The sequence below is a fragment of the Streptomyces sp. NPDC018947 genome, from assembly GCF_044390505.1.
Classification (GTDB): Bacteria; Actinomycetota; Actinomycetes; order Streptomycetales; family Streptomycetaceae; genus Streptomyces.
The window spans coordinates 324,719-336,283 of the sequence record NZ_JBIRZD010000008.1; the positions used below are offsets into that span (position 1 = coordinate 324,719).

An 11,565-nucleotide genomic window follows, 5' to 3' on the forward strand; every position below is an offset into this window, starting at 1 on the left:
AGGGGCACCACGGCGCGGGTGCCCGGACGGCCTCCCCCTCTGTCATCTCGACCTGAGAGCTTCACCGGGCGGCGCGAGGCCCCCCGGCTTTCACCGTCGGTGAGAGCGGAAGCCGTCGACACCCGCCCTGCTTTCCAGAGTGACCTCGTCCGTGCGGTACGTGTGCCTGAGAGATTCCGGGGAGGATTTGCTCCTTCGGCGCCTCCGGTGATGTCCGGAGAACTCTCCCGCACGGGGTCAGCAGCCGTTTGCCAGCGTACCAGCGAGGCGGACGCACAGACCTTCGAGTGGCTCACCGCCTCTTCGAGTGGCCGCCCGCCTCAATGTGCCTTTTTGTAGTACTGACGGATGATTCGCCGGATGGTTTGCGACCCGAGTGCGACCAAGTGGAGGGCCCGTGCGTACCGACATCGATCCGCGCAACCTGATAGGCCGCAAGGCGTTCGACCGCAACGGCACGAGGATCGGCACCGTCGACGAGGTCTACCTCGACGACGCCACCGGCGTCCCCGAGTGGGCGGCCATCCGCACCGGCCTCTTCAGCAGGGACGCCTTCGTCCCCCTGGAGCCCAGCGAACTGGTCGACGGCGCCCTGCGCGTGCCCTTCGAACGGTCCCTGATCAAGGAGGCCCCGGACTTCGGCGTCGGCCGGCACCTCTCCCCGGAGCAGGAACTCCAGCTCTACCACCACTACGGCCTCGACGTGGCCCCCTCCTCCCCACCGCCGGACCACGACTTCGGCGATCTGGCGGGCAAGGGCAACGCCGAGGAGGCCTGAGCCCCCCGCGCTCGCCCCACCGGCGGCACACCGGCCACCGGGCGCACCATCCCGCCCGGCGGCCCGCCTCCACCCACCGGCACGCACCCTCCGCACCACCACCACGACGGCGCCCTGCACAAGCCCCGCCCGGCGGCCCCAACACCCCCGCCGCGACGGCTCCAGGCACAAGCGCGCCCCTGGCACCCGACACAAGCCCCGCGAACCACCCGCGACCGCACAAGCCCCGACCGCTCCCGCACCGGCACCGGCGACCGCTCCTGGCCCAAGCTCCGACCGCGTCGGCACCGCCACCCGCGAGGGCCGACACAAGCCCGGACCGACCCTCACTACGGTTCCCGCCACGCGCCTGGACAGGCCGCACCCCCACCCACAACGGCTCCCGCCCCGAGCCCGGCCGGCCCCGCACCGGCGCCCCCGCATCCCGGCGCCCGTGTCCGCCCCCGGCATCCACGACTCAGGGAGCCGCGCCCGGTGCCCCCGGCTCGGCGCCCGAGGCCCCCGGAGAGGCCACTTCCGGACCGGCGTCGTCCACCGCTCCCACGGCCGCCCCGGATCCACGCGGCCCGGTACGCACGGAGAGCCCGGAAGCCACCACGGGCTCGGGCTCGCCGGAAACACCTGGCCCGGCAGATCCGGCAGGCACCAGCGGCAGCGGCTCGGCGGGCGCCAGATCCGGGTCGTCGACCGAGAAGGTCCGCACCCGGCCGGGTTCGGAGTACGGCGTCTCGAACCGCACGGTGACCCGCCCCAGCCCGCTGCCCTGCACCCACCCGTGCCCGTACTCGCCGTGCCGCACGTCGTGACCGGAGGGCCAGCGGCGCCCGGCGGGCTCCTGCGGGTGCTCCTCGGCCGGATCGTCGCCCGGCTCCTCGGCCAGCTCCTCCACCCTTTCCCCCGCCGCCTGGGCGAACAGGTCCTCCTGCGTGTAGTCGGCCAGCCCGCTGACCCCCACGCCGAGCAGACGTACGCCGCCCGTGGTGTCCACCGAGTCCAGCAGCCGGGCCGCCGCCTCGCGCACCACCGCCGGGTCGTCCGTGGGCCCGCGCAGGGTCTCCGAGCGCGTCAGCGTGGAGAAGTCGTACCTGCGCACCTTGAGCACGATGGTCCGGCCCGACAGCCCCGCCCCGCGCAGCCGCCGCACGCACCGGTCGGCCAGCCGCGCCACCTCGACGCCGACCCGCACCCGGTCGTGGATGTCCACGTCGTACGTGTCCTCGACGGACACCGACTTCGTCTCCCGCTCGGCCACCACGGGCCGGTCGTCCCGGGCCAGCGCCATCGCGTACAGGGCGTGCCCGTGGGCCTTGCCGAGCAGGCGCACCAGCTCGTCCTCGCCCGCCTCGGCGAGTTCCTCCACCGTCGTGATCCCGGCCCGGCGCAGATGGTCGCCCGTCGCCGGCCCCACGCCCGGCAGGGTCCGCACGGACATCGGGCCGAGCATGGCCCGCTCCGTACCGGGTTCGATCAGCACCAGTCCGTCGGGCTTGGCCTCCTCCGACGCGATCTTGGCGAGCATCTTGGAGGCGGCCAGCCCGACGGACCCGGTGAGGCCGGTGACGGCCCGGATGTCCGCGCGCAGCTTCGCCCCCGCCAGCCGCGCCGACTCCGCGTCCCAGGCCGCTCCCCCGGCCTCCAGGTCCACGAACGCCTCGTCCAGGCTCAGCGGCTCCACCAAAGGGGACAGGGCCCGCAGCAGCCGCATCACCTGCTCGCTGATCGACCGGTAGAGCTCGAAGCGCGGGACGAGGTACGCGGCGTTGGGCGCGAGCCTCCGGGCCTGCCCCATGGGCATCGCCGAGTGGACGCCGAAGACCCGCGCCTCGTAGGAGGCGGTGGCCACCACTCCCCGCGGCCCGAGACCGCCCACGACGACGGCCTTCCCGCGCAGACTCGGCTTGGACGCCTGCTCCACCGAGGCGAAGAAGGCATCCATGTCGAGATGCAGGATCGTGGGCGCGGTTCTCACATCTCCGATGCTGCCCTACGCCACTGACAATGCCCCGCCCGTGAGGGCCGGTGTTCAGACCGCCCGGTTGCGGCGGCGCGCCAGTTCGTCGGCGGGATTGTGCCCGACCAGGGTCTCCCCCGTGTCGATCCGCTCCCCGTGGAGCTGGGACAGCGCGCTCTCGACATCCCGCCACACCACGCCGACGGCGATCCCGAAGATGCCCTGGCCGCCCTGGAGCAGGGCGTGGACCTCGTCCGGCGAGGTGCACTCGTAGACCGTGGCGCCGTCACTCATCAGCGTCATGCGCTCCAGGTCGCGGAAACCGCGCTCCCTGAGGTGCTGGACGGCGCTGCGGATGTTCTGCAGCGAGACCCCGGTGTCGAGGAACCGCTTGACGATCTTCAGCACGACTACGTCGCGGAAGCTGTAGAGCCGCTGGGTGCCGGACCCGTGGGCGGGTCGCACGCTGGGCTCGACGAGCCCCGTACGGGCCCAGTAGTCGAGCTGCCGGTAGGTGATGCCGGCCGCGGCGCAGGCCGTGGGCCCGCGATAACCGATCTGCTCGGACGCCATGGACGCCGCCCCTCCGCCGCTCGGCACGACCGCCGGTCGCTGCGGAGCCTGGTCGGCCGCACCGCCGTGCGGAGGGTATCCCCCGCTAGAGCGGAACCGAGAGCCCGGGGGAGGGAACGAGCCACCCACCCCGAGGCCACGCCCGGGGCCACCCCCAGCCGTACCGTCGCCGCTGATTCTCACGCCGACCTCCGTCCTTGACCTGCCTCCTCGACGGTAGGCAGTCACCAAGGGTGCGTCAACGATCGCCACACTCGGCACGCCGAGTGATAATCACCCTAAGAGTGGTTTCGCGTGCCCCCTCGCGGGGAAAGGCTAGCCGAATGCCCTCCCCGAGGGGCACGATCGACGACCCGCGGCCGGCCCCGCGCGGACTACTGGTTGCTGGAACCGAAGTCCTCGGGAGAGATCTGGTCGAGGAACTCGCGGAACTTCTCCACCTCGTCCTCCTGCTCGTCCGGAATGGCGATCCCCGCGTCGTCGAGCACGGTGTCACTGCCGTAGATCGGCGTCCCGGTGCGCAGGGCCAGCGCTATGGCGTCGGACGGACGGGCGCTCACCTCGACGCCGCTCGCGAAGACCAGCTCCGCGTAGAAGACCCCTTCGCGCAGGTCGGTGATGCGCACTTCCGTGAGCTCCTGGCCGACGGCCTCCAGCACGTCCTTGAACAGGTCGTGCGTCAGCGGCCGTGCGGGTGCCATGCCCTGCTGGGCGAAGGCGATCGCCGTCGCCTCCCCCGGTCCGATCCAGATGGGAAGGTAACGGTCGCCTCCCACTTCGCGCAGCAGCACGATCGGTTGGTTGGAGGGCATCTCGACCCGGACACCTACGACATCGAGCTCGTTCACACAGCAACCCTAGGCCGTGCCCGGGACGTTTGGGTAGTCGGGCCGGGAACGGGTGGGCGATCCGGGTTCCCCCGGGCCCCCCGATTCAGGGCAGCCGCACCCCGAGGGCGCTCTGCACCAGCGCCGCGTGCAGCTTCACCGCCAGCCCCGCGATCTCCTTGGTACGGGCTTCGGCGTGCGCCCGCGTCTGGGGGTTGCGATGCCTCTTCAGCGGGGCCACCACCTGGTCCACGAGGCCGGCCTCCCGGTCGGCGGCGGCCTTCATCACCCGCAGGTGCCGCGGCTCGATCCCGAAGCCTCCGAGCTGCACCACGAGGGTGGCCACCGTGACCGCCTCGGCGTCGTACGCCCCGTCGGCGTGCGGAGCAAGCAGCCCGTACGACTCCCACTCCGACAGCTCCCGCTCCCCGATCCCTGCGGCGGCGAGCAGCTCGTCCCGTCCGATCCGGGCCACCGTGGGCCCCTCGGCGGGCTCCGGCCCCGCCTCACCGTCCCGCTGCTTCCCCAGCGAGGGCAGCCGCACCGCCTCACCGCGCTCCTGGGCGTCCAGATGCTCGCGGATCACCTTGAGCGGCAGATAGTGGTCCCGCTGCATGCGCAGCACCTGGCCGAGACGCTCGACGTCATGGGCGCTGAACTTGCGGTAGCCGGCCGGGGTGCGCCGCGGCTCGACCAGACCCTCCGCCTCCAGGAAGCGGATCTTGGAGATGGTGATGTCGGGGAACTCGTCGCGCAGCGTGTTCAGCACCGAGCCGATGCTCATCAGCCCACTGTCCGCGGCGGCGGCGCCGTGCCCGGCGCCGCCGCTCGGTGTTTGAAGCATGGACCTTCCCTGGGACTCCCCCGGAACCAGTCCGGGGACGGTCAGTACCCGCGCTGGCTCGCGTAGAAGACCAGCCGGTACTTCCCGATCTGCACCTCGTCGCCATTGGACAGGGCGACCTGGTCGATGCGCTCACGGTTGACGTACGTACCGTTCAGGCTGCCGACGTCGGCGACCGTGAACGAGCCGTCCTGGCTGCGGCGGAACTCCACGTGCCGACGCGAGACCGTCACGTCGTCCAGGAAGATGTCGCTCTGCGGATGACGCCCGGCCGTGGTCAGCTCGCCGTCCAGCAGGAAGCGGCTGCCCGAGTTCGGCCCGCGGCGCACCACCAGGAGCGCGGAGCCCAGCGGCAGCGCGTCGACCGCCGCCTGCGCCTCGGGAGAGAGCGCCGGCACCGCCGTCTGACCGGTCATCTCGGAGTCGTACGCCTCCAGACCCGAGATGGAGATCGTGGAGGTCGTCTCGGAGGCACGCTCCGGAACCGCGCCCGCACGCAGCGGCGCGCCGCAGTTGGAGCAGAAACGGCTGTTCTCCGCGTTGCGGTTACCGCACCTCGAGCACACCAGGGCCGACATGGAAAACCCTCCACCCGTACCTGAGGTTGACGGTTGTCCGAAACCTATGTCGCCGGACTGCGCGGGGTCAACAGACGGCGCGCCCTGACCACCGGAAATGTCACCGGGGCCGGCCACCTGGTCCCGGAACATCGGGCGTCGGCCCTCCGGGTCGGGCTGTGCGCGATGGCGAGCGGTGGCGTTGTCGCTGCCTTCTCGAGCACTCTTGCCGAACAACTTCGCAAACAACTTCACGGGCGATTCCCCTTGACCGAAACAGACCCGCCCGTGGGGCAGGACGAACCCTGACTGACCGTACTGGCCGACCCGGACACCTTCACAACGTCCGTCTCCACCAGACAGTTTCCACCACGCACCACCCAATCGGTGCGCCGACCCCCCGCAACCTCATGCCCTCGCCGGACGAGCCCCATGCACCGCCGGTTCACCGGGAGGACGACCGAGCGTAGTCAGGCCGCTTCGCCGCTCGCAAGGCATCCACGACGATCTTGCTCGACCGCTCAACAGTAACGGTGGCCTGTTCCTTCTCGAGAGTCTGCACCACGCCTCCAGGGATGTTGAGGGCCGGCTCGAGGTCCTGCGGCTTGCCGATGACCTGGAAACGATAGGGCGCTTTGATCTTGTTCCCGTCGACGCTCACACGCTTGTCGGCGTCGGTCAGGTAGGTGTTCGCCACGACGCGCACACCGTTCACCTGGATCGCCTCCGCCCCCGCGGCGCGCAGTTCCTGGATCGCGTCGAGCAGCATGTCCGCCTCGACCGTCCCCTTCGTGTCCTCGATCGTCACCGTGATGCCCGGCCCCTGGGCGGCCACCGTGCCCGCCAGGATGCCGAGTTGTCGTTCCTTCTCCAACGTCTGCTTACGGGCCTCCTCCGCCTGGTCCGAGCTGTTCTCCAGCTCGTCCCGCTGCTGTTCGAGACCCTGCTTCTCGTCTTCAAGACGTTGAGTCCGGTCATCCAGTTCATCGAGGATGCGGACGAGATCTTCCTGCCGGGCGCCGCGCAGCGCGCTGTCGCCGTCGCTGTTGGACGCCACCTGCACCGCCAGTCCGAAGCCGAGACCGAACAGCAGCAGGGCGACGATGAGTTGGGCCCTGGTGACCCGCGGCGGCCACAGTCCGTTCACCAGCCGCTGCCGACCGGTGAGCCCGGGCCGCTCCCGCACCGCCTCCTCCGGCGGGACCGCGGACGGCGGCACCTCCTCGGGCAGTTCCTTGCGCAGCCTGTTCACGGGCTGATCGTCGCGCTCGCTCATCGGCCTCATGCCCGGAAGACGTGCCGGCGGATCGCCGCGGCGTTGGAGAAGATCCGGATGCCCAGGACGACGACGACACCGGTGGAGAGCTGGGCTCCCACGCCCAACTTGTCGCCCAGGAACACGATCAGCGCGGCCACGACCACGTTCGACAGGAACGACACCACGAAGACCTTGTCGTCGAAGATGCCGTCGAGCATGGCGCGCAGGCCGCCGAAGACGGCGTCCAGTGCCGCCACGACGGCGATCGGCAGATAAGGCTCGACGGCCGCCGGCACCTCCGGCCGGACCAGCAGTCCGGCCACGACGCCCACGACGAGGCCCAGTACGGCGATCACGATGTGCCCTTCTCGGTTATTGGTTGTGCTGTACGTACGATCACACTCGGCGCGGCCGGCAGCTTGAGGTCGTCCGCCACGGACAGGGCGGTCCGGATGCCGTAGCTCTCCTGCAACGCGGCCAGGTACAACCCGTCGGCGCTGTCCTGGAACCGGGTGCCGAGCCGCTTGCCGTCCCCCACCGCGAGCACCGTGTACGGCGGCACCAGCGGCCTGTTGTCGACCAGTATCGCGTCCCCGGCCGCGCGGATCGCCGACAGCGCGGTCAGCCGCTGACCGTTGATCGAGATCGCCTCGGCGCCGGACTCCCACAGCCCGTTGACCACCCGCTGCATGTCCCGGTCGCGCACCCGCCCGGTGTCGGAGAAGCCCGAGGTGCCGCGCGGCTGGCCGTCGACGCCGCCGCTGACGTCCTTGGCGTCGTTCACGACGAGCTTCACACCGGGACCGTGCACCTCGACGGCGCCGGCCAGGACGCCCACCAGGTCGGCCCGCTCACCGTCGCCGCTCTTCTGCAGCGCCTCGCGCTGGCGCGCGCCCACCTCGTCGCGCAGCTCGTCGACGTCCTCCTCGAGCTCGTCGGCCGCCGAGGTCTCGTCCTCGATGCGGTCGATCAGCTCCTCCCGCTCCTTGGCGACGACGGGGGCCGCGACACGGGCCTGCGCCGCCCCGACCGTGACCACGAGGGCGGCGAGCACGAGTCCGGCCGCCAGTCCCAGTCTGGCGCGGAGCGTCCTGGGCATCCCGCCGGCGCCGTCGGCCTTCTTCCGGGCGGCCGCCTCGGCGTATCCGTCGTCGAGGCTGTGGTCCATGACGTTGGTGAGCAACGACATGGACGCGTCCGGGCGTGCGGGCCGCGCGGATGTGCTCCGAATGGGGGGTTGCTGCGGCATGCCGCACATCGTCGCACGCCGCAGGCACTACCTCCGAACGGCCCCACCGGCGTGCCGGACAGGCCCCCTTGGGGACACTTGTCCGGCACGCGCGCGTGCGGCGTGTTTTAGCGGCCCGCGCTGTCCACCACGGCGGCCCACTCGTCGAGCAGGGCCTGCGCGGAGGCGTCGTCGGGGCCCTCGGCCCACAGGTGGGTGACGGCCTCGGCGGGGTCGGGCAGCACCATCACCCAGCGCCCGTCGGTCTCCACCACGCGCACGCCGTCGGTGGTGTCCACGAAGCGGTCTCCCGCCGCCTCGACGACCCGCCGCATCACCAGCCCCTTGACGGCCCATGGGGTGGCCAGGTCCCGCTTGAGGACGTGCGCCCGCGGGATGCGCGCGTCGATCTGGCTGAGCGTGAGCTGCGTACGGGCCACCAGGCCGATGAGCCGTACGAAGGCCGCCGTGCCGTCGTAGACGCTGCTGAACTCCGGGACGATGAATCCGCCCTTGCCGTCGCCGCCGAAGATCGTGCCCTCCTCGCCGCCGACCCGGGTCAGATCGTCGGGAGAGGTCGTCGTCCACTCGACCTGGGTGCCGTGGTACGCCGCCACCTGCTCGGCGATCCTGGTGGTGGTCACCGGCAGGGCGACGCGGCCGCTGCGCCGCTCGGCCGCGATCAGGTCGAGCATGACCAGCAGCGCACGGTCGTCCTCGATGATGCGGCCCTTCTCGTCGACGAGCGAGAGCCGCTCGCCGACCGGGTCGAACCGCACGCCGAACGCGGCCCGCGAGGACGCCACGATCTCACCGAGGCGCACCAGCCCCGACCGCCGCATGTCCTCCGACTCCGTCGGCCGGGACTCGTCGAGACCGGGGTTGATCGTCAGCGAGTCCACGCCCAGCTTGCCGAGCAGGCTGGGCAGCACCAGCCCCGCACTGCCGTTGGACGCGTCCACGACCACCTTGAGCCCGGACTCCGCGATCCCGGTGATGTCGACGTTCCGCAGCAGCGAACCGGTGTACGAGTCGAAGACGCTGGACGGGAAGTGCAGGTCCCCGATCTCCCCGGGGAACGCGCGCCGGTACTCCTGCCGTGCGAACACCCGGTCCAGCTTCCGCTGGCTGCCCTGTGACAGGTCGGCGCCCTGCCCGTCGAGGAACATGATGTCGACGGAGTCCGGTACCCCGGGCGTGGTGCGGATCATGATGCCGCCGGCGCTGCCCCGCGCGGTCTGCTGCCGCGCCACGGGCAGCGGTACGTTCTCCAGGTCCCGTACGTCGATGGCGCTCGCCTGGAGCGCGGAGATCACCGCCCGCTTCAGCGCGCGGGCGCCGCGGGAGTGGTCACGGGCCGTGGTGACGGTGGAGCCCTTCTTCAGCGTGGTCGCGTAGGCGCCGGCCAGCCGCACGGCCAGCTCGGGCGTGATCTCCACGTTGAGGATGCCGGACACTCCGCGGGCGCCGAAGAGGTGCGCCTGGCCCCGCGACTCCCAGATGACCGAGGTGTTGACGAAGGCGCCGGCCTCGATCGTCTTGAACGGGTACACCCGCACGTTGCCCTGGACGATCGATTCTTCACCGACCAGGCATTCGTCACCGATGACGGCGCCGTCCTCGATCCGCGCGGCGCGCATGATGTCGGTGTTCTTGCCGACGACGCAGCCCCGCAGGTTGCTGTGCGGCCCGACGTACACGTTGTCGTGGACGACGGCCTTGTGGAGGAAGGCACCGCTCTTGACGACCACGTTGGAGCCCACGACGGTGTGCTCGCGGATCTCGGCGCCGGCCTCGACCTTGGCGTAGTCGCCGATGTAGAGGGGGCCGCGCAGGACGGCGTCGGGGTGCACCTCGGCGCCCTCCGCCACCCACACGCCGGGGGAGATCTCGAAGCCGTCGATGTCGACGTCGACCTTGCCCTCCAGGACGTCGGCCTGGGCCTTCACGTAGCTCTCGTGGGTGCCGACGTCCTCCCAGTAGCCCTCGGCGACATAGCCGTAGACCGGCTTGCCTTCCTTCATGAGCTGCGGGAAGACGTCACCGGACCAGTCGACGGGCACATCGGGGTCGACGTAGTCGAAGACCTCGGGCTCCATGACGTAGATACCGGTGTTCACGGTGTCCGAGAAGACCTGGCCCCAGGTCGGCTTCTCGAGGAAGCGCTCGACCTTGCCCTCTTCGTCGACGATGGTGATGCCGAATTCCAGCGGGTTGGGCACGCGTGTCAGACACACGGTGACGAGCGCGCCCTTTTCCTTGTGGAAGTTGATCAGATCGGTGAGGTCGAAGTCGGTCAGGGCATCGCCGGAAATGACGAGGAAGGCATCGTCCTTCAATGCCTCCTCGGCGTTCTTGACGCTTCCTGCGGTACCGAGTGGCTTCTCCTCATTGGCATACGTGAGCTCCATTCCGAGCTCTTCACCGTCACCGAAGTAGTTCTTGACCAGTGAGGCCAGGAACTGCACGGTGACGACCGTCTCATTGAGCCCATGCCGTTTGAGCAGCCTCAGCACGTGCTCCATGATCGGCCGGTTGGCCACCGGCAGTAGCGGCTTGGGCATGCTCGAGGTCATAGGGCGAAGGCGCGTGCCTTCGCCTCCAGCCATCACGACGGCCTTCATGTCGGAAGCGTCCTCCTCTAAGAGACGACGGTTAAGCCGACTTCACCCGTCCAGGGTCCCGCACTTTTGCAGCACGGGCCATCCGGCCACGAGGGCCGCACAATCGGAGAGTTCAATCGGCCGTGGTGTCCGCACGTACCAAGCGGCGGACCTGCACCACGTAGAGAACACCTGCCCACCAGTACAGGGTTGTACCCCATCCGGCGAACGCCCATCCGAAAACAGCAGCGAGTGACGCGACCCATCCGCTTCCGTCACTGAGCAGAAGCAGCGGGAAGGCGTACATGAGGTTGAACGTGGCGGCCTTCCCCAGGAAGTTCACCTGCGGCGGCGGATAGCCGTGGCGCCGCAGGATGCCCACCATGACGAGGAGCACCGCTTCACGGGCGAGCAGTACGACGGTCAACCAGAGCGGGAGGATCTCCCGCCAGGTGAGGCCCACGAGGGTCGAGAGGATGTAGAGCCGGTCGGCAGCGGGGTCCAGGAGCCGGCCGAGGCTGCTGATCTGGTTCCAGCGCCGTGCGAGCTTTCCGTCCAGGTAGTCACTGACTCCGCTCAGTGCCAGCACCAACAGCGCCCAGCCGTCGCTCTGCGGGCCGCCGAACTCGGGCCGGAGGATCAGCCACAGGAAGAGCGGCACGCCGGCGAGGCGTGCCATGCTGAGGATGTTCGGGATGGTGAGGACCCGGTCAGTCTGCACGCGGGTCTCCTGGACCTCCACGCGGGGGCCTCCTGGAAGAAACGAGCCAATGATGCTCCCCGACCTTACCTCAACGCAAAAAAGCTCTGGCTCTTGGGCGGTGTGCCCAAGAGCCAGAGCTCCAAAGGTAGTTCGGCGGCGTCCTACTCTCCCACAGGGTCCCCCCTGCAGTACCATCGGCGCTGTAAGGCTTAGCTTCCGGGTTCGGAATGTAACCGGGCGTTT

General features: G+C 70.1%; 11 protein-coding genes, 1 rRNA gene and 1 riboswitch. Of the genes, 1 reads left to right on the top strand and 11 read right to left on the bottom strand.

The features are described 5' to 3' along the window. Positions 1-144: 144 nt before the first annotated feature. Positions 145-240, bottom strand: a riboswitch (glycine riboswitch). 157 nt (positions 241-397) lie between these two features. Beyond that, positions 398-778 (top strand): PRC-barrel domain-containing protein, encoded by a 381-nt coding sequence (locus ACH499_RS18095; protein WP_356204116.1) that lies wholly within the window; start codon positions 398-400, stop codon positions 776-778. A gap of 457 nt (positions 779-1,235) precedes the next feature. Here ACH499_RS18095 and ACH499_RS18100 read toward each other — a convergent pair whose 3' ends face one another. The 11 genes from ACH499_RS18100 to rrf all read right to left on the bottom strand — a co-directional run. Then, positions 1,236-2,747 (bottom strand): DNA polymerase IV, encoded by a 1,512-nt coding sequence (locus ACH499_RS18100; RefSeq protein WP_399016821.1) that lies wholly within the window; start codon positions 2,745-2,747, stop codon positions 1,236-1,238. Positions 2,748-2,801: 54 nt separating this feature from the next. Continuing rightward, a complete protein-coding gene (locus tag ACH499_RS18105; RefSeq protein WP_399016823.1) occupies positions 2,802-3,485 on the bottom strand; it encodes a MerR family transcriptional regulator in 684 nt (227 codons plus the stop codon). Between the two features lie 191 nt (positions 3,486-3,676). Then, positions 3,677-4,150 (bottom strand): bifunctional nuclease family protein, encoded by a 474-nt coding sequence (locus ACH499_RS18110; protein ID WP_030833746.1) that lies wholly within the window; start codon positions 4,148-4,150, stop codon positions 3,677-3,679. An 85-nt stretch (positions 4,151-4,235) separates the two neighbouring features. After that, on the bottom strand, positions 4,236-4,973 hold the full coding sequence (locus ACH499_RS18115; protein ID WP_399016825.1) for a MerR family transcriptional regulator: 738 nt from the start codon (positions 4,971-4,973) through the stop codon (positions 4,236-4,238). 41 nt (positions 4,974-5,014) lie between these two features. Continuing rightward, positions 5,015-5,914: an FHA domain-containing protein gene (locus ACH499_RS18120; protein ID WP_356204109.1), complete on the bottom strand. Its 900-nt coding sequence runs from the start codon at positions 5,912-5,914 to the stop codon at positions 5,015-5,017. A gap of 61 nt (positions 5,915-5,975) precedes the next feature. Beyond that, positions 5,976-6,806, bottom strand: a complete 831-nt coding sequence (locus ACH499_RS18125; protein ID WP_399016828.1) for a DUF881 domain-containing protein — start codon at positions 6,804-6,806, stop codon at positions 5,976-5,978. A gap of 5 nt (positions 6,807-6,811) precedes the next feature. Further along, complete coding sequence (locus ACH499_RS18130) at positions 6,812-7,144, bottom strand: small basic family protein (protein ID WP_003977440.1); 333 nt, start codon at positions 7,142-7,144, stop codon at positions 6,812-6,814. Continuing rightward, positions 7,141-7,977, bottom strand: a complete 837-nt coding sequence (locus ACH499_RS18135; protein WP_399016830.1) for a DUF881 domain-containing protein — start codon at positions 7,975-7,977, stop codon at positions 7,141-7,143. The genes ACH499_RS18130 and ACH499_RS18135 overlap by 4 nt, the downstream gene beginning before the upstream one ends. Positions 7,978-8,144: 167 nt before the next feature. Then, complete coding sequence (locus ACH499_RS18140; RefSeq protein WP_356204103.1) at positions 8,145-10,640, bottom strand: mannose-1-phosphate guanyltransferase; 2,496 nt, start codon at positions 10,638-10,640, stop codon at positions 8,145-8,147. 112 nt (positions 10,641-10,752) lie between these two features. Continuing rightward, positions 10,753-11,361, bottom strand: coding sequence for a CDP-alcohol phosphatidyltransferase family protein (locus ACH499_RS18145; protein ID WP_356204102.1), 609 nt, complete (start codon positions 11,359-11,361; stop codon positions 10,753-10,755). Positions 11,362-11,470: 109 nt separating this feature from the next. Then, positions 11,471-11,565 (bottom strand): 5S ribosomal RNA (gene rrf, locus ACH499_RS18150); the annotation flags it as partial.

What these genes read in the sequence shown, in the direction of transcription:
- ACH499_RS18125 (WP_399016828.1), bottom strand. Translation starts at nt 6,806, where the DNA reads ATGAGCGAGCGCGACGATCAGCCCGTGAACAGGCTGCGCAAGGAACTG.
- ACH499_RS18115 (WP_399016825.1), bottom strand. Translation starts at nt 4,973, where the DNA reads ATGCTTCAAACACCGAGCGGCGGCGCCGGGCACGGCGCCGCCGCCGCG.
- ACH499_RS18135 (WP_399016830.1), bottom strand. Translation starts at nt 7,977, where the DNA reads ATGTCGTTGCTCACCAACGTCATGGACCACAGCCTCGACGACGGATAC.
- ACH499_RS18140 (WP_356204103.1), bottom strand. Translation starts at nt 10,640, where the DNA reads ATGAAGGCCGTCGTGATGGCTGGAGGCGAAGGCACGCGCCTTCGCCCT.